Here is a 25,369-nt window from a genome sequence, read left to right as displayed (position 1 = left end):
GCCTCCGCGCAGGGGCCGGCCGTTGGAGGTCAGGCCGACGAATCTTCAGGTTGCGTTCGCTTCGGCTGTTGCGGATACTGCGAATGAGGAGGTGTCACCATGGCAAATGTCCAGGCCAAACGCGTACATCCGGGCACCATCGACGCCGAGGTGGCCGCGCGTGCCATGCGCCGCATCAAGGACTACCTCATGCGGCATCCCGAGGAGACGGTCGTCCCGGTCACGAGTGAGCATGGCGGTGAAGACGCGGTGATCCTGCCCCGTGAGGCCGTGAGCCTGCTCGCCTTCATCCTTGCTCAGGCGGCAGATGGACGCGGTGTCACCGTCATGCCCTCGCATGCCGAGTTGACCACTCAGCAGGCAGCGGAGATGCTGAACGTCTCGCGCCCTTATCTGATCAAGTTGCTGGAATCTGGAGAAATCCCATTCCGGCTGGTCGGCAGGCACCGACGGATAACTTGCCAGGATCTCCAGGAGTACAAGCGGCGAGACGACGCCAAGCGGCGAAGCGCCGCTGACCGGCTTGCCACGCTAGGCCAAGAACTGGGCATCTGACCGTGACGTTCGTGGCGATTTACGATGCCAATGCACTTTATGGCAATACGCTTCGTGACCTTCTTATTCGCCTCGCCACGACAGGTCTCGTACGGGCGAAATGGACCAACGAGATCCTCGACGAGATGCAACGCAACCTGGCCGCCAACCGCCCGGGCATCTCCAGGGAAAAGTTGAACAACCTGCGCGCACTCATGATTTCGGCTGTTCGCGACTGCCTTGTCGAGGAGTACGAACCGCTTGTCGACACCCTGAAGCTTCCCGACCCGGACGATCGGCATGTCCTGGCCGCAGCGATCAGGGCTGGTGCGCGGATGATCGTCACCTCCAACCTCAAGGATTTCCCGCCGGAGTGCCATATCCACCGCAGCCGACACCGACGGCTGCCCGCCCCGGGACGCGCCGGGAGGGCTCAGCGGCGCCGGCGCCCGGGACGGGCGACGGCGCCTGGCCGTACCGAAGGATCTCAGTCGCCGGTGGAGCCGTTGACGGTGTAGTTGAACGCGACGTCGCCGGGTGTCGTGACCTTCTCCTCCGGAGGGGAGACGATGGGAGTCTGGGTGCCCCAGTCGGTCAGGCGGGCGTCGCTGACGTGGACGACGTCGCCGGTGACGCCCTTGCGGCGCGGCTCGGTCCACGAGCTCCACGCGCGGCGCACGAGGTGGTCCTGCCCGAGCCAGACCCGCCACGAGAGCCTGGTCTTCAGGCGGGCGGCATCGAGGGGCGCGCCGGAGGCGAGGCGCAGACCGGGGAGCGCCTTGCCCAGCGAGGCGAAGGTGATCTTCCCCTGGTAGAGAGTGGTGCGGACGCCGTCGTAGGTCCCGCCGGAGTGCCTGGACGCGGCGGTGGCGAGCAGGGTCCTGACCACGGCCGGGTCGTCGAGGGCGAGGCTGCCGGAGGCGAGCCGGGGGCGGGCCGAGTCCGTCAAGACGACCCAGTCCTTGCCCGCGGGCAGGGTCGGGAAGAGCGCCCCGGTGCCGTAGGCGCGGTCGGCGAAGGAGATCCACCGCGTGGTGCCGTCCGTCGAGTCGGTGGCGACGATCCTCCCGCCGCCGAACCGGGCGACGCCCTCGGTCCGTGAGACGGTCCTGTGGCCGCGCTCCGACCCGGAGACGACCGTGTCGGTGAGGGTCTCGGCGAACTCCACGCCGCGACTGCCGGCGAGCTGGCGCTTGAGCGCGTCGGCCGCGCCGGAGGCGGTGGAGGCGGCGCCGGAGACTGTGGCGACGGTGGAAGCGGCGGAGGCGGTGGGAGCCGGGACGGCCTGGGCGTTCGCGACGCCTCCGAGTCCGATGGCGAGAACCGGGGCCGTCAGCGCGGCGGCCGTCACGGCGAGCCGCCGTCCCCTCGAAGTGGCCTTCATCGAAAGCGCCCTTTCCTATTGTCAACTACCGTCGTCCGGCGAAACCGGCGCTTGATCTTCCCAATCGAAGATCACAATGCGGTCACGGCAGGTTTGACCTTTCCGTCACGTGACATGTGGTCGAAACCTCGTCACGCATCCTGTCGGTAGAGCCGCGCCAGGTCGACCAGGACGACGTCGTCCGCCTCCCGGGCCACCTCGTGCAGCCCATCGTTGAAGCCCGCGCCACTGAAGCAGATCAGGCGGGTGCCGGCGGTGTCGTAGCGGCCGGATTCGGCGACGAGAGAACGGATGCGCCGGAGCCGGTCGATGTGTCCCATGCCCATCGTGTCGTTCAGCTTGGCCTCGCCGATGGCCAGCAACGGGGCCTTTCGCCCGTCCGCGATGCCGACGACCGCGACGTCGATCTCGTGACCGGTACGGGATCGGGGATCGTGGACGACCCCCTGGCCGACACGGGCGGGCAGGCCGCCGAACAGATCGGGATCGGCGTGGTGCAGCGCCCATTCCCGGCAGATCTGCTCGAAGTGCGGCCCGAGGACGTTACTGGCGAAACGCCGACGGCTGGCCTGCCAGACCCGCTCCGCCGATCCAGGGCGTTCGAGCTGGTCCCAGACCGGGCGCATGATCGCGTGGTGGAAGGCGATCAGCGGCTCCGCGATGCGGTAGGTGGATCGGTTCTCCCGGAAGACGTCCGCCTCCCGGCGCAGCAGACCGGCGTCCTCCAGGACGTTGATGGGGTGGGCGATGTCGACCGCCTTGCGCTCCAGATATCCCGCCATCCCTCCCCGGGTGGTGTTGCCGTCCGCCACCGCGGCGAGAACTGACAGGTACAGGGCGGTGTCCCGCAGGTCGGGCTCCTCTGCCAGCAGGTAACGGGCCTCGCGGAACAATGGCGTCTCCGGATTCAGGACCGTCCGCACCACCCAGGCGTCGAAGTCCTCAGGACCTCTCGGGGAGTCGCCGCGGGCGAACTCGCGCCGGTAGGCGGGGGTGCCGCCCACCACCGCGTTGACCTTCAGGGCCAGGAGCGGGTCCGAGATGCCCCAGAACTCTGCGGCGAGCCGGTGGTCGAGGGTGCGCACGACCAGTTCCAGACCCGCCCGGCCGCGCAGCGGGGCGTTGCCGGACAGCAGCCTGCCCATGAAGGGCAGCGCGGACCCGCACAGCAGCAGGCGCGTCCGCGAGGTGGTGCGCTGCTCACGCAGCGGCCGGAACGCCTCCTGGATCAGGGAGGGCAGTTCCGGATTGGCGCGGGCGAGGTAGGGGAACTCGTCGATCACCACGGGGGTGGGCCGCTCCCGGCCCAGATCGAGCAGGACGTCGATCGCCTCACCCCAGTTCGCGAAGTGAAACGGACTTGCCGACCGTACATGCTCGGTCAGCGCGGCACCGATCCGTCGCAGCGACTCGGCGTCCGTGGCCTCCGTCGCCCCGAAGTAGAACCCTCCGGCGGCCCGGCACGCCGCGTCGAGCAGGAAGGTCTTGCCCTGGCGGCGGCGCCCGGAGACGACTCCGAGGGTGGCGCCGGGCTGCGGGTCGGCGATGAACCGTGTCAGCGCCGCCCATTCGTGCACCCGGTCGAACATCTCCACCGGTCTGTCCATCTCCACCCGCCAGCTTGTAGGGGTACAGTTCTATAAACTGTACCCCTACAAGCTGGCGGGACGCGGCAGACACGGCGATCCCCGTGCTGCGCATAGGCGGTCCTGGTGTAGGCGGTCCTGTCGCCCGGTTCAGGTCCGGCGGGCGATGGTGACGATCACGCGGCTGTCGCCGGTGACGGGGCCGCGGAACCAGTCGCCGTACTGCCCCTCGACGGCGAGACCTGCCTCGGCCAGGAAGGCGTTCAGGGCGGGCACGTCCAGGAAGCGCAGGCTCGCCCGGTCAACGCGCAGGACGGCGCCGTCCGGCTCGGCGGTCGTCTCGGTGAACGTCACGACGTCGCCGGCCACCGACTCGACCTCGTGCCACATGCGCAGGACACGACCGGAGGCGTCCACGATCTCGGCCGCGTTGACGTCGGCGGAGTCGCCGGGGTTCCAGGTCTCCCAGGCCCGCGCCTGCGGGTGACGCGTCTCGAACGCGAACCGGCCGCCGTCGCGCAGCGCCGTACGGATCGCGGCCAGCGACGCGCGCAGCTCGTCATCGCCTACCAGGCACTGGAATGCGTTGCTCGCCATCGTCGCCAGGTCGAACTCACGGTCCCAGGAGATGTCGGCAGCGGTGCCCTCGTACCACTCGACGTCGGTCCGTCGACGGGCCCGCTCCAGCGCGGCGCGGTCCGGGTCGATCCCGGCGAGCCGTCCGGAGTGGCCGCGCTCGCGGGCGTGGTGCAGCATCGATCCGGTGCCGCAGCCGACGTCGAGCACGGCGTCGGCGGCCATCACGAGGTCGTCGTAGAAGGCGTCGGAAGGGTAGCGGGCGGCGTCCCAGGGATATATCAGGTCGTACAGCGCGGCGGCGTCTGCGTCGGAGAACATCCGGGCAGTATTCACCGGCCGTGGCCCGCGGCCAACCGGTTATCCGCCCGTACGGCCCGCCACCGGGACCCCGCCCGCTCCGGCCGGTTGTGTGGCTCGCCCGTATCCCGGGCCACCGTACGGCCCGGCCAGCGAGACCGCCGGTCGGCCCCGGGACCCGCGGGGTCGGGATACGGGAGGTAACGCGTCCGGTCATGGTCGCCCGGCGGGAAGCGGCGGACCATGCGAGAGAGACCATCCGGCAGCGGCCGCCGAACGCACAAAACCAGCAATACCGATCAACAGGACAATGCGCCGTCCGGCCCGACCGGAGGCACCGCATCGATTACCCTTCGCAGTTACACGTCAACAATCCGTAAAGAAGGCGCTCATGGGACGACGACGGACCACCGTGGCGGTCGCCGCCGCGGGGCTGGTGTCCGCCGCGGTGGCGGCGGTGCTGTTCCTGCCCGGCGAGCAGGGGTCGCAGGCCGCGCGGACGGCGGTGCGGACGCCCGCCCCCGGAGACCCGCTGACCGGCCAGGAGGTCGCGCTGGCGAGCGCGGTGGCTTCGGCCGGCTCGCGGGCGCACATGGCCGCCGGCCGGGTCGATCTGCTCTACGTCGAACGCGACGACGACAAGGACGCCGAGGAGCGACGCCAGGCCGACGCCTACCTGTACGACTACGGATCCGACCGGCTCATCGTGCGGAAGGTGGACATCGGCCTGCGGAAGGTCGTGGAGGAGACGGTGAAGCAGGGTGTACAGCCGCCTCCCTCCAAGGTCGAGGAGTCACGGGCCATCGGGCTGCTGCTGGACGACCCCCGGTACGGCCCGGTCGTACGGCGGTCCTTCGCCCAGGCGGGCGGCCGTGAGCTGCGGTCGCCGTCCGACCTGGGCGTACGGGGGCTGATCTTCACCCCGGCGCAGGAGGAGGCCGGCGGGGCCGCGCAGTGCGACACGCACCGGTGCGTACGGCTGTTCGTCCGGCTTCCCGACGGCACCTGGCTGGACACCAGCCGGATCGTCGTCGACCTGTCCGCCAAGAAGATCCACACCCTGGAATGGTGACCGTGCCCCTCCCCCCGGCCCTCCCCCGTCTCCTCACCCTCCCGGCGCTGCTGCTCCTCCTCGCCCTGCTTCCCGGCCCCGCAGGGCAGGCCGCTGCGCAGGCTCCGGCAGCGCAGTGCGGTGCGCCGTACCGGATCGACCAGGCCCTGCCGAACGGCGCGCGCTGGCAGATGTGCTGGGAGATGCGCAACGTCGAGGGGCTGACGCTGAACAAGGTCGTCTATACACCCAGGGGCGGCCGGCAGGTCAGCGTGCTGCGCACCGCCGCGCTGGCCCAGATCCACGTGCCCTACGACAGCGGCACCCCGCGCTACCACGACATCGGCGCCCTCGGCGCCACCGCCGTCCCGCTCCAGGCCGCCGACTGCCCCGGCGGCGAACGGCGCGGGCAGTTCGTCTGCGTCACGACCCGGCCTCGCGGCCACGCCTACCTCAAGGGCGGCGACGGCGAGCCGGCCAGGACGGCCCAGGGGCGCGAGCTGGTGGTGTTCTCCGCCTTCCAGGTCGGCTGGTACACCTACCTCGTCGAGTGGGGCTTCTCCGACGACGGCGCGATCACCCCCCGGGTGGGCGCGACCGGAGCGCTGTCGGGGTTCACCACCACCCCCGAGCACGGCTGGCCCATCGGGGTGGGCCGCGCGACGTTCGAGGAGAGCCACAGCCACAACATCTTCTGGCGCCTCGACTTCGACATCCAGGGCAGGCAGGACGACGTCGTCGAGCAGTACGACTTCTCCGGGTCCGGCACGGCCAAGCGGAAGATCTCCCACACCACGTTCACCCGGGAGGGCAAAGCCACGAACAGCCCGATGCGCTGGTGGCGGGTGGTCGATCCCCGGGTCCGCAACGCCGACGGGCACCCCGTCTCCTGGGAGATCAACAACACCGACAGCTCCCAGTACCGAGGCCCGGCGAACGAGAAGTTCACCCAGGCCGACCTCTACGTCACCCAGTACCGCGCCTGCGAACGGCTGGCGACCACCAACCCCTCGCCCGGCTGCGCCACGTCCGTGGACCGCTACGTCAACGGGGAGCGGATCACCGACCCGGTGGTCTGGGTGAACGTCGACTACCACCACGTCGCCCGCGACGAGGACGGCGACACCATGCCGACCCACTGGCAGGGCTTCCGCATCACCCCCCGCGACGTGACGGCCAAGAACCCCTACTGAGCACCGCTTCCCCGACCCGGGGCGGTTCCCGCCGAGACGACGCGAACCGCCCCGGCACGTCGGTCGAGAGCGTGGCCGCTCCGGCACGTCGGCCGAGGGTGTGGCCGAGACGGCGTGAACCGTCCCGGCGTGAACCGTCCCGGCGTCAGCCGAGGGTATGGCCGTGGCGGTCTCGGGCCTTGAGGCGGACGGTGGGCATCACCGGCGCCGGGAGCGGGTCGTCATCACAACCGTCCACCGTGCCGAATCGGCGGTCGCCCCGCATCCACTCGTCGCGGGCCCGGAGGATCTCCTCGTGGGTGCGTCCCACGAAGTTCCACCACATCACCAGCGGCTCCTCGAACGGCTCGCCCCCGAGCAGGAACAGCCTGGTCTCCCCGGCGGCCTCGACGGAGATCTCGGAGCGGCCCCGCCCGAGATACAGCAGCGAGCCGGGCGTGAGAACCGTGCCGGGTTCCGTGGACACTCGAGATTGCGGGGACGCGCCGGGTTCCCGGACCGGGTGGCGTTCCGAGGACGCGCCCGATTCCCGGGACGGGTGGCGTTCCGGAGCCGTGCCCGTGCCGGTGACGGTCGCGGTGCCGGACATGACCAGGACCGCGTTCTCGAACGCCGGGTTCAGCGGGATCCGGCACCGTCCGCCGGCGGGCAGCAGCACCTCCGCGCCGACCAGCGGGGTGTGCACCAGCGCGGGCGACCGTACGCCGCCCAGCTCGCCCGCCACGACGGTGACGGTCGCGTCCCCGTCGCGCAGCGTCGGCAGGGCGGGGTGGTGCTCGAAGCGGGCCTCGCCGTGGCGGGCGTCTTCGGGCAGCGCGATCCACAGCTGGAGCCCGTGCATGACCGGCGGATGGTCCAGGGGCGACTGCTCGGAGTGCGCGATGCCGTGACCCGCCGTCATCAGGTTGAGCTGCCCCGGCGTGATCGGCTGGGCGCTGCCGAGGCTGTCGCGGTGCATGATCTCACCTTCGACCAGCCAGGTGACGGTCTGCAGGCCGGTGTGCGGGTGCGGGGCGATCTGCATGCCGGGCCGGCCCGCGACGTCGTCCGGGCCGAAGTGGTCGACGAAGCACCAGGCTCCCACCATGCGGCGCGGACGCTGCGGCAGCAGCCGTCGCACCGTGGTGTAGCGGCCCAGCGGCACGTCGTGCCCGGGAAGGAGGACGCTCTCCGGCTCGGGCCCCTCGGCGACCGCGCAGCCGTACACCGCCTGGTCCGCGTCTCTGCCGGGATCGCTCATCTGGGGTTCGGTCCTTCCGGCTGTGGGGTCGGGCGCCGGGCCGGAACCCCGCGCATCGACGCGAGGTTCTCCGTTCGGCACCGGGGGGAGGCCACGGGCGAACCCTACGGCGCGGCCGGCCGGTCCGGCTCACCGGCGGGAAGGCCGAAGCGGGCCCGCTGGTCTGAGGGCACGAGGTCCAGGTAGTCCGGGTGACGCTCGATGTAGCGGCGGACGAAGGGGCAGAACGGCAGCACCGACAGCCCGTCGGCGCGAGTGGCGTCGAGGGCACCGCGCACCAGGATGGAGCCGAGGCCGCGTCCCTCGAAGCGCGGGTCCACCTCCGTATGGGTGAAGGACCGCCTGTCCCCGGCCCGCCGGTACTCGGCGAACCCGGCGACCTCTCCGTCCACGACGACCTCGAAGCGGCCCGCCTCCGGGTTGTCGGCGACCCGCGGCTCTGTCTGCTCCATGTTCACGACGTTCACGGCTCCCCTGCTCGGTGTTCACTCATCATCCCGCTCCGTCCCACGCGCCGCGATCCGGGACCGGCCGACCCGGGACGGCGGTCCCGGGTCCGGTCGTTCGGGCGGCTCAGGCGCCCGGCGGCTCAGGGCACCCGGGCGGCTCAGGCGGCGAGGGCCGCGTGCATCTCCCACACCAGGATCTCGGCGGGCTCCACGGCCGTGACCCGCTGTCCGCCGGTCGCGGTGAAGCGGACGGCGTCGCCCTGGCCGAGGGCGCCGGCGCCTTCGAGGGTGACCGTTCCCCTGGGCACGAACAGGTGCAGGAACGGCGCCTCGGGGAGCTCGACGCTCCGGCCGGGCTCCAGGCGGGCGGCGTGCAGGGCGGCGTAGCGGTTCTTGATGCGGATGGCCGAGGCCCCTTCGTGCTGGGGCATGCCCGAGGCGACCGGGACCAGGCCGCCGGCCAGCAGTTCGCCCTCGATCTCCAGCTGCTCGTAGCCGGGGGCGATGCCGGGCTCGTCGGGCACCACCCACATCTGCACGAAGTGCACCGGCTCGTCGTGGACGTCGCCGGAGAGGCGCCAGGAGTCGTTCTTCTCCGAGTGCAGGATGCCGGTGCCCGCGCTCATCCGCTGGGCCAGCCCCGGATAGATGACGCCGTTGTGGCCCTCGGAGTCCTGGTGGACGAGGGAGCCGCGCAGCACCCAGGTGACGATCTCCATGTCACGGTGCGGGTGGGTGTCGAACCCGGTGCCCGGGTGCACGACGTCGTCGTTGTTGACCAGCAGCACCCCGTGGTGGGTGTTGGCCTCGTCGTAGTGCCCGCCGAAGGAGAACGAGTGCTTGGAGTCCAGCCAGCTGATCTTGGTGGCGAACCGCTCGTCGGCGCGGCGGATGTCCACGGCCGGGGTGGGCGGGGTGATGGTCATGGTTTCCCCTTTCCGGGACGGATTGTGCTGCTGATCTCGGAAGACTCGATGAGATGGGGCGGGCGCCGTACGGCTGTCCGTGGCACCCGTACGCCGGGTGTCGCGGAGCGCGCCGGTCTCGGGCGACGTGCGGGTCTCCGGTGGCGCCGGTCCCGGGCGGTCTGCCGGGGTACGGCGGGCGGGGGTGCTCCGGGGTGGCGGGGCGTCAGGCGTTCTTGATGGCGGAGATCTCGAACTCCAGGACGATCTTGTCGCCGACCAGCACGCCGCCGGTCTCCAGGGCGGCGTTCCAGGTGACGCCGTAGTCCTTGCGGTTGATCGTCACGGAGCCCTCGAAGCCGACGCGCAGGTTGCCGAACGGGTCGGCCGCCGTGCCCTCGTAGGTGAAGGGGATCGTCACCCGGTTGGTGAGGCCCTTGATGGTGAGGTCGCCGGTCAGGTCGAACTCGGTCTCGCCGGTCTGGCGGACGGCGGTGGAGACGAAGGTGATCTCCGGGTGCTCCTCCATGGCCAGGAAGTCGTTGCTCCGCAGGTGCTCGTCGCGCTGGGCGTTGCGGGTGTCGATGCTGGCGGCCTTGATGACGACCCTGGCGGACGAGGCGGACGGGTCCTCACCGTTGATCACGGCGGTGCCGTCGAACTCGTTGAACGCGCCGCGGACCTTCGTCACCATCGCGTGCCGGGCGACGAACCCGATGCGGCTGTGGGCCGGGTCGATGGTGTAGGTGCCGGTGAGCTTGGCGAAGCCGGTGGTGGTGACGGTCATGGCTCTTCTCCTTCTGGATCCGCCATCCGGTTGGATGACGTGTCATTCACACGCCCACAACGTACATGACACGTCATTCATTCCGCAATCCCGATGACGTGTCATCCACTTGGGTAGGGTGGGACGCATGGACAGCCCTCAATGGCTCCGCGAGGACGAGCAGCGCGCCTGGCGGGCGTACATCCGGATGCACGGGCAGCTGACGGCCCTGCTCAACCGGCAACTGCAGGCCGACTCCGGCCTCTCCCTGGCCGACTACGGCGTGCTCGTCGAGCTCACCGAATCCCCGGACGGGCGGCTGCGGCCCTTCGAGCTCCAGCGCGAGCTGCAGTGGGAGCAGAGCCGCCTGTCGCACCACCTGACCCGGATGCAGCGCCGTGGCCTGATCGGCCGCCAGGAGTGCCCCGAGGACGGCCGGGGGGCGTTCGTCGTGCTCACCGACGCCGGCCGCGAGGCCATCACCGCCGCGGCCCCCGGGCACGTCGAGGCGGTCCGGAGCCTGTTCTTCGAGGGGCTCACCGCCGAGCAGGTCACCGCGCTCGAACGGCTGTCCATCCAGGTGACGGCCCGGATCGAGACCTCGGCCGGCGACTGCGCCGAGCCCGCCTGAGGGCGGCGCCGGCCGTACACCGGGGCTCCGGCCGCACCCCGGGAATGCCGCCTGCCGTACCTCCCGGAGACGTCACCCTCCGGACGGCCGACATCGTGAAGTGCGGGGCGGAGACCGGGAAGTACGCGGTGGACGTCGTGAAGGGCGCGGCGGGTTTTGCGGGCGGCGTCCGCCGGGTGGGACCCTACGACCAGGCAGTGGGCAGCCGGCAACGGACGAACGGACTTCCCCGCCTGCGTCTCCCACGTTTATCCGACACGCATGGTGATAGCGGACAAGGGCATGGGTTGAGGTGCCCGGGGAGGGCAGGGTAGGGGACACCGAGCTACGGGAGTGATCCATGAACGCGCACCTGGACCTGAACCGCCTGGCGGGAGGGGCACACCACGACCCGCACTCGATCCTCGGGGCGCATCCCGGGCCGAAAGGCGTGACGGTCCGGGCGCTGCGTCCCCTGGCGCAGAAGGTCCAGCTCGTGCTGGACGACCAGGTCCACGACATGGAGCACGTGGCGTACGGGGTCTTCGAGGTGACGCTCCCCGGGCTGGACAAGGTCCCCGACTACCGGTTCCGGGTCTCCTACGCCGGGGCCGAGCCGTACGAGATGACCGATCCCTACCGGCACTGGCCCACGCTGGGCGAGGTGGACCTGCACCTGATCGGCGAGGGGCGTCACGAACGGCTGTGGGAGGTGCTCGGCGCCCGGATCATGCGGCACGAGGACACCGACGGCGTGGCCTTCTCCGTGTGGGCGCCGAACGCGCGGGGCGTCCGGGTGATCGGCGACTTCAACCACTGGGACGGCTCGGGCCACCCGATGCGGTCGCTGGGCTCCTCGGGGGTGTGGGAGCTGTTCGTCCCCGGCCTGGGTGAGGGCGAGCGGTACAAGTTCTCCGTCCTGGGCGCCGACAGCGTCTGGCGGGCCAAGGCCGACCCGATGGCCCGGCGCACCGAGGTGCCGCCCGCGACGGCCTCGGTGGTCGACGCCTCGTACCACGAGTGGCAGGACGCCGAGTGGATGCGCCACCGTGACGGGCGCGTCGCGGTGCAGGAGCCGATGAGCGTCTACGAGGTGCACCTCGGGTCGTGGCGGCCGGGCCTGTCCTACCGCGATCTGGCCACCCAGCTGGTCGACTACGTGGTGGACATGGGGTTCACGCACGTGGAGCTCATGCCGGTGGCCGAGCACCCGTTCGGCGGCTCGTGGGGCTACCAGGTGACGTCCTACTACGCGCCGACCTCCCGGTTCGGCACGCCCGACGAGTTCCGCCACCTGGTGGACAGCCTGCACCGGGCGGGCATCGGGGTGCTGGTCGACTGGGTGCCCGCGCACTTCCCGAAGGACGAGTGGGCGCTGGCGCGGTTCGACGGGACGCCGCTGTACGAGCACGGCGACCCGCACAGGGGCGAGCACCCCGACTGGGGCACCTACGTCTTCGACTTCGGCCGCCGGGAGGTGCGCAACTTCCTGGTCGCCAACGCGCTGTACTGGCTGCGCGAGTTCCACATCGACGGGCTGCGGGTGGACGCGGTCGCCTCCATGCTCTACCTCGACTACTCGCGGCGCGAGGGCGAGTGGACGCCCAACCAGTACGGCGGGCGGGAGAACCTCGACGCGGTGGAGTTCCTCAAGGAGATGAACGCGGTGGTCTACCGCGACCAGCCGGGGATCGTCACCATCGCCGAGGAGTCGACGGCCTGGCCCGGCGTCTCGCGGCCGGCGCACCTGGGCGGCCTCGGGTTCGGGTTCAAGTGGAACATGGGCTGGATGCACGACAGCCTCGCCTACCTCGCGCACGAGCCGGTCTTCCGGCAGTACCACCACCACCAGATGACGTTCTCCCTGATGTACGCCTACTCGGAGAACTTCGTGCTGCCGCTGTCGCACGACGAGGTGGTCCACGGCAAGGGGTCGCTCCTCGGCAAGATGCCCGGCGACGAGTGGCAGCGGTTCGCCAACCTGCGCGCGCTGTTCGCCTACATGTGGGCCCACCCCGGCAAGCAGCTGCTGTTCATGGGCGGGGAGTTCGGCCAGGGCTCGGAGTGGTCGGAGACGCGCGGGCTCGACTGGTGGATGCTCGACTTCGACCTGCACCGGGGCGTGCAGCGGCTGGTGCGCGACCTGAACCGCGTCTACCGGGAGACCCCGGCGCTGTGGACGCAGGACGTCTCCCCCGACGGCTTCCGCTGGATCGACGCCGACGACGCGCAGGGCAACGCGCTGTCGTTCCTCCGCCTGGCGCCGGACGGCTCGGCCGTCGCCTGCGTGGTCAACTTCTCCGGCTCGCCGCACGACGACTACCGTCTCGGCCTGCCGTGGGGAGGCGCGTGGGAGGAGGTGCTCAACACCGACGCCTACGAGTACGCCGGCAGCGGGGTGGGGAACTTCGGCTCGGTGGAGGCGGTCGAGGAGTCCTGGCACGGCCAGCCGTACTCGGCACGGCTGCGCGTCCCGCCGCTGGGCGCCGTCTGGCTCCGGCACGCCGGGGAACGCGTCGAGGATCCGGCCGGCGAGGCCGCGGCCGCGCTGACCGCGGCGGCGGCCGTGGTGGAGGAGGTGGCCGAGGAGGTCCTGGCCGAGGAGACCGCCGTCGGCGACGTCCCGCCCCCGGACGCGGAGCCCGCGGCGTCGGAGACCGTCGCGGAATCGGTGGCGTCGGAGACCGTCGCGGAGCCGGTGGCGTCGGAGGTCGTCGCGAAATCGGCGGTTCCGGAGACCGTCGCGGTCACCGGGGGCGGCGAGGGCGTGATCGTGGAAGCCCTGGCCGCGACCCCGGAGGCGTCCGCGGGGCCGGCGGTTCCGGAGACCGTGAGCCGGCCCGACAGCGGCCGGTAAGTTTTTCCGACTCTCTTCTCACCGTCTCCGGCGGCCCCTGCCGCCGCCTCCGCGCCGCGAACGGGCCGGTCACACAGGTTGTGGCCGGCCCGTTCGGCGTTTCCGGACAGTCCCGGGCAGGCCGCGTCCGGCCACGAGGATGCGAACAGGGCATTGACCCCGGGGCAACGGGAATCTACGCTCTGCTAATCAATAGGAAACTTTCCTATATGTACGGGGGCTAGGAACTCTCTGACCTGGAGCGACCCTTGCGAAGACTCACCATCGGCTCCTTCATCGCCGCAGCGGCGCTGCTCGTCCCCGTCGGGATCGGCACAGCGACCGCCGCCACCCCGGCCACCGCCACCTACGTGACCGCCTCGGACTGGGGCAGCGGTTTCGAGGGCAAGGTCACCGTCAAGGCGGGCACGAGCCCCCTGACCAGCTGGAAGGTCGAGTTCGACCTGCCGGCCGCCAACTCGATCTCCTCGGCCTGGGACGCCGACATGACGAGGAGCGGCAGCCACTACACCTTCGTCAACAAGTCGTGGAACGGCGCCCTGGCCGCGGGCGCCTCGGTGAGCTTCGGCTTCAACGGCGCGCCGGGCGGGCTGTCCGGCGTGCTGAACTGCAAGCTCAACGGCGCCCCCTGCGGCGGCGGCCCCGTGGACCCCTCCCCCACGGCGACCCCGACGGTCACCCCGACCGCGACGCCCACGGCGACCCCCACCGCCACGCCGACCGCGACCCCCACGGTCACCCCGACCGACGACCCCGGCACCCCGGGGAGCAAGAAGCTCGTCGGCTACTTCACCCAGTGGGGCGTCTACGGCCGCAACTACCACGTGAAGAACATCGCCACCAGCGGCACCGCGGCGAAGCTGACCCACATCCTGTACGCGTTCGGCAACACCACGGGCGGCCGGTGCACGATCGGCGACTCCTACGCCGACTACGACAAGGCGTACACCGCCGACCAGAGCGTGGACGGCGTCGCCGACACCTGGGACCAGCCGCTGCGCGGCAACTTCAACCAGCTCCGCAAGCTCAAGAAGGCCTACCCGCACCTGAAGGTCATCTGGTCGTTCGGCGGCTGGACCTGGTCCGGCGGGTTCACCCAGGCGGCGGCCAACCCGGCGGCGTTCGCCGAGTCCTGCTACAACCTGGTGGAGGACCCGCGCTGGGCCGACGTCTTCGACGGCATCGACCTCGACTGGGAGTACCCCAACGCCTGCGGCCTGACCTGTGACACCAGCGGCCCGAACGCCTTCAAGAACGTGGTCTCCGCGGTGCGGGCCAAGTTCGGCTCCAGCGCGCTGGTCACCGCGGCGATCACCGCCGACGGCTCCTCCGGCGGCAAGCTCGACGTCGCCGACTACGCGGGCGCGGCGTCGAACCTCAACTGGATCATGCCGATGACCTACGACTACTTCGGCGCCTGGGACGCGAAGGGCCCGACGGCTCCGCACTCGCCCCTCACCTCCTACACCGGCATCCCCAAGGACGGCTTCAACTCCGACGCCGCGATCCAGAAGCTGAAGGCCAAGGGCGTCCCGGCCTCCAAGCTCCTCCTCGGCGTCGGCTTCTACGGCCGCGGCTGGACCGGCGTGACCCAGGCCGCGCCCGGCGGCACCGCCACCGGAGCCGCCCCCGGCACCTACGAGGCGGGCATCGAGGACTACAAGGTCCTCAAGAGCAAGTGCCCGGTCACCGGCACCGTCGCCGGCACCGCCTACGGCTTCTGCAGTGGCCAGTGGTGGAGCTACGACACTCCGACCACCATCGCCGGCAAGATGAGCTACGCCAAGAACCAGGGTCTGGGCGGCGCCTTCTTCTGGGAGACCAGCGGCGACACCACCAACGGTGAGCTGGTCAGCGCGATGGCGAACGGTCTCCGGTAAAGTTTCGACCGCTCGGCCCTCCGTGCGCCCAAGGCCGCGGGGGGTCGAGCCATGTCGGCTCCCCCGCCCCGGTCGGCGGGGTCGCTCCGGGCACGATATCCACGGCGCGATCGACGGGCCTCTCCCCCGCCGGGACGTGGTCGTCCCGGCGGGGGCGGGTCAGCGCGTCGCGCCGGTCAGGCGCGGGTCCATTTCTGGTTGTTCTGGCCGTTGCACGACCAGATCTGTGCCTTCGTGCCGTTGGCGGTGCCGTTGCTCGACACGTCCAGGCACTTGTTCGCGCCGACGGCCGTGATGGTGCCGTCGGAGTTGAAGCGCCACTTCTGGTTGCTCTGCCCGTTGCAGTCCCAGATGATCACGCCGGTGCCGTCCGCGGTGCCCGCGCCGTTGACGTCGAGGCACTTGTTCCCGTAGACGCGCAGCTCACCGGAGCCGGTCGCGGCCCACTGCTGGTTGCCCTGGCCGTTGCAGTCCCAGATCTGCACCTGCGCGCCGTTGGCCTGGGAGACGCCGTTGACGTCCAGGCACCTGCCGGAGGCCACACCCCGGATCGCGCCCGACGCGGGAGCGGTGGGGGTGGCCGTGGGCGAGGCGGTGGTCCCTGCGACGGTGATCAGAACCGCCTCACGGGCGGGCACGGAGGTCGTATAGCTCCCGGTGAAGGTGCCCGCGTCGGCGCCGGTCCACAGGTTCCGTACGGTGGCCGCTCCGCTCAGGCCGAGGTCGGACCAGCGGGCGGTGATGGACGCGGCGGACGTGGTGCGGTTCAGCAGGAGCACCGCGCGCCGGCCGTTCCCCGACAGCACCTTGCTGTACACCTGACGGCCGCTCTGGTCCTCGGCCACCTTCACGCCCTGCCGTCCGAGGGGGTCCTGGTCGACGGCCAGCACCTCCCGGTTGGTGAGGATCGCCCTGGTGTCGGCGCTCATCGTGGCGAGGTTGTTGCCGGCCAGCAGCGGAGCCCCGGAGATCGCCCACAGGCCCATGTGCGTACGGTTCTGCGCGGCCGAGAAGCCGTTCATGCCGACGACGAGCATGTCGGGGTCGTTGTAGTGGCCGGGGCTCTGCGCGTTCGGGTGCTGGGCGGAGTCGAAGTTGGCCAGCACCCGGTCCATCGAGGCGTTCTGGCCCCAGTAGATGATGTCCCCGCTGGTGCGCCACATGGTGGAGATGGCCGGCGCCCAGTCCCACGGGTTCTGGGCGCCCCAGTTGCAGACCGACAGCACCAGCGGCCTGCCGGTCTGCTCGGTGGCGCGGTCGATCGCGGCGCTGATCGACCGGTAGGCGGTGCGGGCGTCGAGCCCCTCGGCCTGGCCGCCGCACCAGTCGACCTTGACGAAGTCGAAGCCCCAGCGGGAGAACTGCAGGAAGTCCTGGTCGTAGTGGCCCTCGCTGCCGGTGTTGGGGGCGGCCGGGCGACCGGTCGGGTAGTAGTAGCCGCAGCCGTTGCGCCCGGCGTCGGTGTAGATGCCCGCCTTGAGGCCTTTGCTGTGGATGTAGTCGGCGATCGCCTTCATGCCGCCCGGCCATTCGGCCGTGTCGACCGTGATGTTCCCCGAGGAGTCCCGGGTTCCCTGCCACCAGCCTTCGTCGATGTTGACGTACTCGTAGCCGGCGTCCTTCATCCCCGACGACACCATCGCGTCCGTCTGGGCCTTGATGACGTTGTAGTTGATCTGCGCGGCGAAGGTGTTCCAGGACGCCCAGCCCATGGGGGGCGTGGCCACCGCCGCGACGGCCGCGGCGGGCACGGCGACCGCTCGTGCCGCGGTGTCCGGGAGGGCCCAGATCGCCGAGGCTAGAGCGAGGACCACCGTCTGTACGGCGACGACCAGCCGGAGCAGGGGCCGGGGGCCAGATCGCGCCGGAGCCCGGTGATCAACACCGGCGTCGCCGGCGGGGCGTCGCCGTACGGGGCCACGTGGTCGCATGGTGCCTCCTCGTCTCCGGGGTGCTCATGCCGGGGCCACGTGGTGACGAGGCGAGGCGTCCGCCTCACTTCGCCGGCGACCGGCCGGGCCACAATCCGGGAATGGGACGTTCTGGTTGGTGTTAGCGCTAACACAAGTGCCGCGCCGCCACCCTCTCCGCGAGGAGGGGAAGGCGGCGGTACTGAAGGCGAGCGAATACGACACCCGAGACGCCGTCAAGCCTCCGGCCCCCCCTGCCGCCCGCCTCCCTGCTGCCGCGTCCCCACCGTCCCACCGCGGGTGAAACGTTCATCCGTGGGGCGCCCCCGGCGTCTTCCAGCGGTGAGCTCGTCAGCGCGACGGCGAACGGCTCCGGTGAAGTCTCGCTCGCTCGGCCCTCCGTGCGCCCAAGGCCCCTGCGGGTCGAGCCATGTCTGAGCCCCTTCGCGTCCGGCTCCTGCTGCCCCGGTGAGGCGCTTGACCCTCACGCGGCGTCAGGCCGCATAGTCGGTGCCGTGGAGGATCACTGGACGGTGGGACGCGTGGCCGGGCTGGCCGGCGTGAGCGTCCGCACGCTGCATCACTACGACGAGATCGGGCTCGTCCGGCCGTCGGCGCGAACCGCGGCCGGGTATCGGGCCTATTCAGCGGACGACGTGGAGCGACTGCGGGAGGTGCTGGCCTATCGGCGGCTGGGATTCGGGCTGCGGGAGGTCGCCGAACTGGTCGGCGACCCGTCAACCGACACGGTCGCGCACCTGCGCCGGCTGCGCGGCCTGCTGCTGGAGCGGCGTGATCGCGCTGACGCCATGGTGACGGCCATCGACAGGGAACTCCGGGCGCGGGAGAAGGGACTGAAGGTGACACCGGAGGAGCAACTGGAGATGCTCGGCGCACGGCTGTACGACGCGATCGGCGGCGCTTACCCCGCGACACGGCGTACCGAGCCACGGATCGCCGCGCGGATCTGGAACGCGCTCGGGGACGCAGAGACGGTGCTGAACATCGGGGCCGGCACGGGCTCCTACGAGCCCGTTGACCGCAATGTGACCGCGGTGGAGCCGTCGGCGGTCATGCGGGGGCAGCGACCCGCCGGTGCGGCGCCGTGCGTGGCCGCCTTCGCGGAGAGCCTGCCGTTCGAGGATCGGTCCTTCGACGCCGCGATGGCCGTCTCCACCGTTCACCACTGGGGAGACCCGATGGCGGGGCTGCGCGAGATGCGGCGCGTGGCCCGCCGGGTGGTGGTCCTCACCTTCGACACCGACGAGCCCGGATGGCAGAACAGGTTCTGGCTCACCCGCGACCACCTGCCCGAGTTCGCCGCCGTCCTCGCGGGGTTTCCCTCGCTCGCCGGGATGGCCGGCGCGATCGGCGCCCGCGCCGAGCCGGTGCCCGTCCCGTGGGACTGCGCCGACGGCCTGTTCGAGGCGTACTGGCGCCGACCGGCGGCGTACCTGGAGGATCACGTGCGCCGTACGATGTCGGTGTGGACGAAGGTCGGGCCCGAGGCCGAGCGGCGGGCGGTGCGAAGCCTCCGCGACGACCTCGACTCCGGCCGGTGGGCCGAGCGCAACCACGACCTCGCCGACCTCGACGCGGCGGATCTCGGCCTCCGCCTGCTCATAGCGTGAACCGCGTCGCAGCCCTGCTCATCATCGAACCGTCGCTGCCGGTCTTGCCACACCGTACAGATCATCCGGGCCGCAAACGCCTGGACAACCGGAAGGTCCTGGCGGGCATCTTGTTCGTGCTCTGCACCTGTTACCGCCGGATGGTCGGGGCCGCAGGGGCCAAACCGGTCATCGCCCGCCGTGGCACCCCGCACGGCTCCGGCCTGGGTGGGCATCGCTGGGTGATCGAGCAGACGATCGCCCTGTTGCATTGGTTCCGCCGCCTGCGCATCCGCTGGAAGATTCGCGACGACCTCCACGAAGCCTTCATGACCCTCGCCGTCGCCATCTTCTGCCGGCGACGCCTCATCCACTGATCGTTTCGTTGGGACTTTTCATAGCAGTCGGGCCCGCGCAGCCTCACAGCCGGGATCTCAGCACGTCGATCTCGCAGCCCGGCGCGAACGGGTCGAAGCCGTGCTCGATCAGCCAGCGAACATTCAGCAGACTTCGCAACGACCACCACGCGCGGATCACGTCGAGGTCGACGTCGGTGCCGTAGCCGGCGACGACATCGCCGAGGTGCTCCTCGTGTCCAAGCGTCAAGGTGGCGAGGTCGTACAGGGCATCACCTTGGCCCGCCTCGGACCAGTCGATGATGCCCGTGATCCCGTCGCCGTCGACGAACACGTGGTCGATCTGCAGGTCGCCGTGCGTGAAGACCGGTGTCCACGGCCGGAGCGCGGCCTCGGCGACCTGGCGGTTACGGGTGACCAGGTCGGCGGGCAGAACGCCGTTCGTCACGAGCCACTCGCACTCGCCATCGAGATCCGCCGCCAACTCGTCGAGGCCCCGGCCGGCCTGGCCGGGCCTGGGCGGCAACGGCGCGTCGTGCAACCTTCGGATGGCGGCGCCCGCCGCAGCCCACGCCGCCGGGGACGCGGTCGACGGCTCGCCGAGGCGGCCGAGCGCCGTCCCTGGGACTGCGGCGATCGCGAGCACCGGCGGCTTGTGCCACAGGAGCTTCGGGGTCGGGACCGGCGCCAGGGCCATCGCCTCGACCTCGACCTCGATGCGCGCCTGATCGGCGTCCACTTTCAGGAACACGTCGCCGACGCGCAGGGTCGCGCGCTCGGAATGGGCCACGACCATTTCGACCTCATCCATGGGCGACCAGTATCCCGGGGGTGATCGCCGACGTCACCGGGTTTATCGCGTGCGATTGCGCGGCTGACCGTGTCCCGCTACCAAGCGGCCTCGTGCGCGACACCGCCCGCTGACCAGGTCAAGTCCACCACTTTCATTAGGAGCCCTAAGCCCGCCGATCGGCCGGCACCGTGGATCCATTTGATGACGGCTCTGTCAGTGGAGCGCAGTCACCTATCGTCTCCGAGCCAGACGAGGCCGGCGCGGAGACGCGACGCGGCGCTGTGGGCGCTCCTCCATCGGCCGAATCCGTCGGCCACGCCGACGGTCGCCGCCGTGCCGCACGGCAGGGCCAGCCCGTAGGCCACCACCTTCGCGATGATCTCCTCGCCGTCCTCCTCGACCCCCTGGACCAATGCGAACATACGAGGCAGGCCGCCGGCCAGCGTCCGCACCTCCTCCCTGGCAAGAGACGGGTCGAGTTCCCAGGACGAATCGTCCCCACTGCTTCCGATCTCGCCTCGCGGCGAGCACGCGCCGTGGTAGACAGGCGGATGGTCGGAACCGTTGAAGTGCTCCATCTCAGGTGCTTCCTTCCGGCGTCTCGGGCCGGGGTGGGCGTGGCCTCCAAGCGAAGCCCACCCCGGCCCTCTTTTCTTCTTTGGTGTTCAAGCGATAGTTCAGTGGTGGGACTCGGTGCCACTTTCACTCTCTGCGACCGTCTCGTTGCTTCAGGTATAGTTACACGCAGTCACGAGAGTTCACAAGATGTATAAGCCAACCTGGCAAAGTCGTGACCCGTAGAACACAGCCTGGAAGGAGAGGAGCATGGCTGCTCCGAAGTGGGTGACGCTCCGCGCGCAGTGGCTCGGCCAGCAACTCCGCGAACTCCGTGAGGCCAACTCTCTGCTGCTCAAGGATGTGGCCGAGTACCTTCAGCGCGATCCGTCGACCGCGAGCCGCTTCGAGTCGGGGGAGTATCCGATCCGGCGTCCGGATCTGCTGGCGCTTCTCGATCTGTACGGCGTCGCCGACAGCGGACGCCGCGAGAGCCTGATGAAGCTCAGCCAGGAGGTCTGGCAGAAGGGCTGGTGGGACGGATACGCCACCGAGGTCGCCGGTGCGCTCATCGACTACGTGTGGTTGGAGTCTCGGGCACGCGAGATCCGCGCATTCGACAACGTCCTGCTCCTTGGCCTCTTCCAGACGGAGGAGTACGCGCGAGCGGTGATCGAGGCAGCGGAGTCCGGCGCGGAAAAGCACCAGATCGAGCGATGGGTCGAGCTGCGAATGACTCGGCAGGAGATCCTCAAGGACGAGGACCCGCCCCGGCTATCAGTGATCATCGATGAGGCGGTGCTGCGCCGCGAGGTCGGTGGTCCCGAATGCATGGTGAACCAGTTGCACCATCTGATCGAGCACGCCTCCCAGCCGAACATCGAGATCCGGGTGCTCCCGTTCAGCGCCGGAGCACATGCCAGCCCCACGGGCGCTTTCCGCATACTGCAGATGAAGGATCCCTATCCAGAGGTCGCCTATGTGGAGACCCCGAAGGGCGCCGTATACGTGGAATCACCCGATACAGAGCGTTTCATGCTGACGTACGATGATTTGCGAAAGCTCACCCTCGCGCCCGAAGACTCGGCCGAGCTCATCTCAGCACTGGCGGAAGAGATGCGGTGAACGTGATGGAAAAGCATGGTGCGCCCACCCCCGCGGATTTGGCCAATGTCGCCTGGCACATCAGCACGAAGAGCGAGAACGGCGGCGGAAGCTGCGTGGAGGCCGGACCCCTGGCCGACGACAGCGGACGGATCGCCGTACGCCACAGCCACCACCCCGACGGCCAAGTGATCCTCTACACCCGCGCCGAGTGGGACGCCTTCATCGGCGGCGTCAAGGACGGAGAGTTCGACTTCCCCGCCCGGTGACCCCGCCGACGCGCCCGTGTTCCGTCCGGGTGCCGTCCATTTCCTCTCCGCCGCGTGGCGCGACGGCGGCCCGTCAGGGCTCTATCCACTCCCTCATCGACTGCCAGGGCGCGGTGTCGAAGATCAGCGTGATCGAGGTGATCGCGCCGTCGTCGAGGCGGAAGTGCTCGGCCGTGCGCTGGGTGCCGGCCGGTGTCGCGGTGTGCACGTCGTAGACGAGCGTCGCCTCCGCCTCGCCGTACAGCTCGCTGATCAGGTCGACCCCCGTCACGATCGACACGAACCCCGGCAGCGTGGCCAGGTGCCCCGTGCGGTCGTCGGAGGTGATGAACGGGCTCTGGAAGCGGAACGGCTCACCGAGGTACGCCGCCGCCGCGGTCGCGTCGCCACGGAAGCGCGCCTCGTGGTAGCCCCGTACGGCGTGGCGGGTCCGCTCCGGGGTGCCAGGGGCGCCGGTGGGACCGGTCGTGTCGGTGGTCATCACGCCGTCCGTTCCGGCCGGAACGTCAGTGGTCATCGCGCCGCCCGTTCCCGCCAAGGTGTCGGTGGTCATGGTGCCGGCCGCTCCGGCCGGGGTGTCAGTGGTCATCGCGCTGTCCGTTCTGGCGGAGGTGGGCGGAGAGGCGGATCTGGTTGTCGGCCAGCCGCAGACAGAGGTCGCGGAAGACGACCAGCTCCTCGGGCGTGAACCCCCGGAACATCGCCCGCATGGCCGCCTGCGCGGGCTTGCGGAAGGCGTCCAGCCAGGCCCGCCCGGCGGGCGTGATCTCGGCGAGGACCGAGCGCCGGTCCGTCTCGTCCGGGACCCGGCGGACCAGACCGTCGCGTTCCAGCGTGTCCACCAGTCCGGTGACGTTGCGCGAGCTGACCCCGGCGGCGCGGGCGAGCTCGCCGATGCTGAGCCTTCTCTCCTCGCCGTCCAGGCGGACCAGCACGTCCAGCGCGCCCGCGCTGACGCCCCGGCCCTCGGAGCCCTGGGTGCGCGTGCGCTCGATGGCGCGGTAGGCGGTGCGGACGGCCGAAGCCGCCTCGAAGGCGAGCGGGTCGCCGCCGTCGGCGATGAGCCGGGCCATCGTGGCCCTGGCCCGGGGGTCGTAGTGGAAACCTGCCGGATCGACTTCAAAGTTATGTACGTCGTTCATAGTTATGAAGCAGATTAGTACCTACTTCCATAAATGACCAGCCGACGGTCTCGCGTCCAGGATCGCCCGCCCCTGGACGCGGCCTAGGAAGATCCTGAAATCCGCCGCGAAGGTATTCACCGGAGGCGGAACGCTGCCTAGACTCCGAATCGCCCGTTTTCATCCCCCGGAGGACGTGTGCGACTTCGCGCTCTCGTGGCCATGGCGATCATGCTCACCATCACCCCGGCCGCGCCCGCGCTCGCCGCCGACTCCCTACCCGTCGCGCCGCCGCCCGCCGTCGCGCCCCCGGTCACGGACGCCGCCGTTACGGTCCCGGCCGCCACCGGTACGGCACCGCCCGCCGTACCGGAGACGTCGGCACAGGAGACGCCGCCGGTGGAGCGGCCGAAGCTGGAGGCCGGGCTCGGCGGCGATAAAGACGAGGCCGGTGGCGAAGACGGCGGCGGTCGGGTCATCGTCGAGGTGGCCGCGCCCGCCGAGGCCGCGCCCGTGGCCGGCGAGGCGCGGACGCTCCCCGATGCCGAGGTCGTGCTGCAACCGCCGGACGCCTCCTTCCTGGTCGTCGAGGGCACGGGCGAGGCCCTGGAGAAGCTGGCCGCCGACCCCCGGGTGGTGTCGGTCCGGCGCGACCGCGCCTACTCCGCCGCCTCGCTGTCCTCCGGGCTGAAGCTGATCGGAGCCGACCGGGCCGTCGCGGAGGGCGCGACCGGCGAGGGCCGCACGATCGCGGTGGTGGACACCGGGATCGACGCCGGCCACCCCGCATTGGGCGGGAAGGTCGTGGACGAGGCGTGTTTCTCGGCGACCGGCGACGGCGCGAAGTCCCTGTGCCCCGGCGGGCAGAACACGCAGACCGGTCCGGGCGCGGCCGACGCGAGGACGGCGGCGTGCGTGAGCGGCACGGTCAACCTGTGCGACCACGGCACCCACGTGGCGGGCATCGCGCACGTGGTCGCGCCGGGCGCCGACATGGTGGCGGTCCAGGTCTTCAGCCGGTTCGACGGCGTCGAGGAGTGCGTCACCGAGAACGCGTGCGTGGGCGCCTACGAGTCCACGATCCTGCTCGCCCTCGACCACCTCATCAAACTGAAGGACACCTCCCGGCCCGGCCTGGTCGCGGTGAACCTCAGTCTCGGCGGCGGTTTCTACGAGGGGGCCTGCGACGGTGCGCCCGAGATCGGTCCGCTGAAGGAGCGGATCGACGCGCTGCGCGCCCGGGGCGTCGTCACCGTCGCCGCCGCGGGGAACGAGGGCGTGACGGGCGGCGGCGCGCCGGCCTGCGTCTCCAGCGCGGTGACCGTGGGCGCGGTGGGCGACGACGACCGGGTCCCCTCCTGGTCCAACCACGGTCCGACGCTGGACCTCTTCGCGCCGGGCCTGGAGATCGACTCCGCGGTGCCCGGCGGCGGCACCGCCGTCTACAGCGGCACCTCGATGGCGGCCCCGCACGTCACGGGCGCGCTGGCCGCGCTGGCGCAGAAGTCCGCCGACGCCTCCCCCGACGCGCTTCTCGGCAGGCTGACCGCGGCGGGCCGCCCGATCGTCTACGGCGGGGTCACCACCCCGCGTCTCGACGTGTACGGCGCGCTGACCGGCCAGGCTCCCGGCCCGCCGGCCACCCAGGAGCCCGGCGACCCGGGCGACGGGGACGGTCCGGACGACGCCCCCGTCCCGGATCCCAGTTCCGGCCCGGCCCCGGACCCGCGGGACGACGCCCCGGCGCCGTCCGAGCCCGAGCCCGTCCCGCTGCCGACGGTGACGGTCACCGTGACGGTCACCGCCGCGCCCGTCACCGTCCCGCCTCCCGGATCCCCGGCGTCCGCGCCCGCCGTATGCACCCGGGGCAGGGGGACGGAGCGCCTGACCGCGGCGCAGTGGGCCGTCGAGATGACCCGGGGCAAGGGTGTGCTGAGTGACGGGACGCTCGGCTGCTATCTGCGGCTCGTCTCCAAGGCGAGCGCGGTCTTCCCCGAGGCCGTCCGCGCCTCCACGCCCGGCACGGCCTACCGGGTGCTGCGCCCGGCGAAGCGTACGGCGCGGGCCGCGCTCGACGGTGAGTTGCTGGCCGCCTGGCTGAACTGGGCGCACGGCGCGGCCGAGCTGACCGCGAAGGCCGGCCGTACGGGCTCGGCGGAGAAGGCGGGAAGCGCGAGGGCGGGGAGCGCGAAGGCCACGGTCGGGAGCGTCATCGCCGCGGCGGAGAGGCGGCGTCTGGCCGGCGCCTCGCTCGCCGCGTCCACCTCGATGCTGCGAAAAGAGGTGAATGTCCGCCGTACCGCATAAGTAGCTTTTTGGT

23 protein-coding genes and 1 pseudogene are annotated in these 25,369 nt (G+C 70.8%); 12 read left to right on the top strand and 12 right to left on the bottom strand.

Going from position 1 to position 25,369, the window contains the following annotated elements; all coding sequences use genetic code 11:
• Positions 1-99: 99 nt before the first annotated feature.
• Together AB0D67_RS16275 and AB0D67_RS16270 are read left to right on the top strand one after the other, a co-directional pair.
• A complete protein-coding gene (locus tag AB0D67_RS16275) occupies positions 100-555 on the top strand; it encodes a helix-turn-helix domain-containing protein (RefSeq protein WP_362935191.1) in 456 nt (151 codons plus the stop codon).
• An 11-nt stretch (positions 556-566) separates the two neighbouring features.
• Complete coding sequence (locus AB0D67_RS16270; protein WP_362935188.1) at positions 567-1,052, top strand: PIN domain-containing protein; 486 nt, start codon at positions 567-569, stop codon at positions 1,050-1,052.
• Here AB0D67_RS16270 and AB0D67_RS16265 read toward each other — a convergent pair.
• The 3 genes from AB0D67_RS16265 to AB0D67_RS16255 all read right to left on the bottom strand — a co-directional run bounded on the left by AB0D67_RS16265 (position 1,022) and on the right by AB0D67_RS16255 (position 4,401).
• Positions 1,022-1,918 carry a hypothetical protein gene (locus AB0D67_RS16265; RefSeq protein WP_362935185.1) on the bottom strand — a complete coding sequence of 299 codons (897 nt, stop codon included), beginning with the start codon at positions 1,916-1,918 and terminating at the stop codon, positions 1,022-1,024. The two genes, AB0D67_RS16270 and AB0D67_RS16265, sit on opposite strands and share 31 nt — an antisense overlap.
• Positions 1,919-2,049: 131 nt before the next feature.
• Complete coding sequence (locus tag AB0D67_RS16260) at positions 2,050-3,525, bottom strand: ATP-binding protein (protein ID WP_362935249.1); 1,476 nt, start codon at positions 3,523-3,525, stop codon at positions 2,050-2,052.
• 129 nt (positions 3,526-3,654) lie between these two features.
• On the bottom strand, positions 3,655-4,401 hold the full coding sequence (locus tag AB0D67_RS16255) for a methyltransferase domain-containing protein (protein ID WP_362935182.1): 747 nt from the start codon (positions 4,399-4,401) through the stop codon (positions 3,655-3,657).
• A 370-nt stretch (positions 4,402-4,771) separates the two neighbouring features.
• Between AB0D67_RS16255 and AB0D67_RS16250 the strand changes: the two genes are divergently transcribed.
• Both AB0D67_RS16250 and AB0D67_RS16245 read left to right on the top strand, forming a co-directional pair.
• A complete protein-coding gene (locus tag AB0D67_RS16250) occupies positions 4,772-5,452 on the top strand; it encodes a hypothetical protein (protein ID WP_362935179.1) in 681 nt (226 codons plus the stop codon).
• A 2-nt stretch (positions 5,453-5,454) separates the two neighbouring features.
• Complete coding sequence (locus AB0D67_RS16245) at positions 5,455-6,624, top strand: copper amine oxidase (protein WP_362935176.1); 1,170 nt, start codon at positions 5,455-5,457, stop codon at positions 6,622-6,624.
• Between the two features lie 145 nt (positions 6,625-6,769).
• On the opposite strand, the gene AB0D67_RS16240 is transcribed toward AB0D67_RS16245, so the two are convergent.
• From AB0D67_RS16240 to AB0D67_RS16225, 4 genes are all read right to left on the bottom strand, one after another.
• Positions 6,770-7,864: a pirin family protein gene (locus tag AB0D67_RS16240; protein ID WP_362935173.1), complete on the bottom strand. Its 1,095-nt coding sequence runs from the start codon at positions 7,862-7,864 to the stop codon at positions 6,770-6,772.
• A 104-nt stretch (positions 7,865-7,968) separates the two neighbouring features.
• On the bottom strand, positions 7,969-8,316 hold the full coding sequence (locus AB0D67_RS16235) for a GNAT family N-acetyltransferase (protein WP_362935170.1): 348 nt from the start codon (positions 8,314-8,316) through the stop codon (positions 7,969-7,971).
• Between the two features lie 155 nt (positions 8,317-8,471).
• Positions 8,472-9,239, bottom strand: coding sequence for a pirin family protein (locus AB0D67_RS16230; protein WP_362935167.1), 768 nt, complete (start codon positions 9,237-9,239; stop codon positions 8,472-8,474).
• Between the two features lie 205 nt (positions 9,240-9,444).
• Positions 9,445-10,005 carry a YceI family protein gene (locus tag AB0D67_RS16225; protein WP_362935164.1) on the bottom strand — a complete coding sequence of 187 codons (561 nt, stop codon included), beginning with the start codon at positions 10,003-10,005 and terminating at the stop codon, positions 9,445-9,447.
• A gap of 127 nt (positions 10,006-10,132) precedes the next feature.
• On the opposite strand from AB0D67_RS16225, the gene AB0D67_RS16220 reads away from it, so the two are divergent.
• From AB0D67_RS16220 to AB0D67_RS16210, 3 genes are all read left to right on the top strand, one after another.
• A complete protein-coding gene (locus AB0D67_RS16220; RefSeq protein ID WP_362935161.1) occupies positions 10,133-10,615 on the top strand; it encodes a MarR family winged helix-turn-helix transcriptional regulator in 483 nt (160 codons plus the stop codon).
• Positions 10,616-10,955: 340 nt separating this feature from the next.
• Positions 10,956-13,451 (top strand): 1,4-alpha-glucan branching protein GlgB, encoded by a 2,496-nt coding sequence (glgB, locus tag AB0D67_RS16215; RefSeq protein ID WP_362935158.1) that lies wholly within the window; start codon positions 10,956-10,958, stop codon positions 13,449-13,451.
• A 248-nt stretch (positions 13,452-13,699) separates the two neighbouring features.
• A complete protein-coding gene (locus tag AB0D67_RS16210; RefSeq protein WP_362935155.1) occupies positions 13,700-15,331 on the top strand; it encodes a glycosyl hydrolase family 18 protein in 1,632 nt (543 codons plus the stop codon).
• A gap of 176 nt (positions 15,332-15,507) precedes the next feature.
• On the opposite strand, the gene AB0D67_RS16205 is transcribed toward AB0D67_RS16210, so the two are convergent.
• Complete coding sequence (locus tag AB0D67_RS16205) at positions 15,508-17,262, bottom strand: ricin-type beta-trefoil lectin domain protein (RefSeq protein WP_362935152.1); 1,755 nt, start codon at positions 17,260-17,262, stop codon at positions 15,508-15,510.
• Positions 17,263-17,756: 494 nt separating this feature from the next.
• Between AB0D67_RS16205 and AB0D67_RS16200 the strand changes: the two genes are divergently transcribed.
• Positions 17,757-18,872: a MerR family transcriptional regulator gene (locus AB0D67_RS16200; RefSeq protein ID WP_362935149.1), complete on the top strand. Its 1,116-nt coding sequence runs from the start codon at positions 17,757-17,759 to the stop codon at positions 18,870-18,872.
• A gap of 131 nt (positions 18,873-19,003) precedes the next feature.
• Positions 19,004-19,228, top strand: a pseudogene (locus AB0D67_RS16195) (transposase); the annotation flags it as partial.
• 43 nt (positions 19,229-19,271) lie between these two features.
• On the opposite strand, the gene AB0D67_RS16190 reads toward AB0D67_RS16195, so the two are convergent.
• Together AB0D67_RS16190 and AB0D67_RS16185 are read right to left on the bottom strand one after the other, a co-directional pair.
• The gene (locus AB0D67_RS16190) at positions 19,272-20,018 is read right to left on the bottom strand and encodes an aminoglycoside phosphotransferase family protein (RefSeq protein WP_362935146.1); all 747 of its coding nucleotides are present in this window, start codon (positions 20,016-20,018) and stop codon (positions 19,272-19,274) included.
• A gap of 209 nt (positions 20,019-20,227) precedes the next feature.
• A complete protein-coding gene (locus AB0D67_RS16185; protein ID WP_362935143.1) occupies positions 20,228-20,578 on the bottom strand; it encodes a hypothetical protein in 351 nt (116 codons plus the stop codon).
• A gap of 247 nt (positions 20,579-20,825) precedes the next feature.
• On the opposite strand from AB0D67_RS16185, the gene AB0D67_RS16180 reads away from it, so the two are divergent.
• Complete coding sequence (locus tag AB0D67_RS16180) at positions 20,826-21,680, top strand: helix-turn-helix transcriptional regulator (RefSeq protein ID WP_362935140.1); 855 nt, start codon at positions 20,826-20,828, stop codon at positions 21,678-21,680.
• Positions 21,681-21,685: 5 nt separating this feature from the next.
• On the top strand, positions 21,686-21,928 hold the full coding sequence (locus AB0D67_RS16175) for a DUF397 domain-containing protein (protein ID WP_362935246.1): 243 nt from the start codon (positions 21,686-21,688) through the stop codon (positions 21,926-21,928).
• A gap of 73 nt (positions 21,929-22,001) precedes the next feature.
• On the opposite strand, the gene AB0D67_RS16170 is transcribed toward AB0D67_RS16175, so the two are convergent.
• Positions 22,002-22,517, bottom strand: a complete 516-nt coding sequence (locus AB0D67_RS16170; RefSeq protein ID WP_362935137.1) for a hypothetical protein — start codon at positions 22,515-22,517, stop codon at positions 22,002-22,004.
• On the bottom strand, positions 22,507-23,070 hold the full coding sequence (locus AB0D67_RS16165) for a MarR family transcriptional regulator (protein ID WP_362935134.1): 564 nt from the start codon (positions 23,068-23,070) through the stop codon (positions 22,507-22,509). The genes AB0D67_RS16170 and AB0D67_RS16165 overlap by 11 nt, the downstream gene beginning before the upstream one ends.
• A 177-nt stretch (positions 23,071-23,247) precedes the next feature.
• On the opposite strand from AB0D67_RS16165, the gene AB0D67_RS16160 reads away from it, so the two are divergent.
• Complete coding sequence (locus tag AB0D67_RS16160) at positions 23,248-25,356, top strand: S8 family serine peptidase (protein WP_362935131.1); 2,109 nt, start codon at positions 23,248-23,250, stop codon at positions 25,354-25,356.
• The last annotated feature ends 13 nt before the right edge of the window (positions 25,357-25,369 follow it).

The sequence above is a fragment of the Streptosporangium sp. NPDC048047 genome (assembly GCF_040653115.1).
Taxonomy (GTDB): Bacteria; Actinomycetota; Actinomycetes; order Streptosporangiales; family Streptosporangiaceae; genus Streptosporangium.
This window is presented reverse-complemented; position numbering and strand designations above follow the sequence as displayed.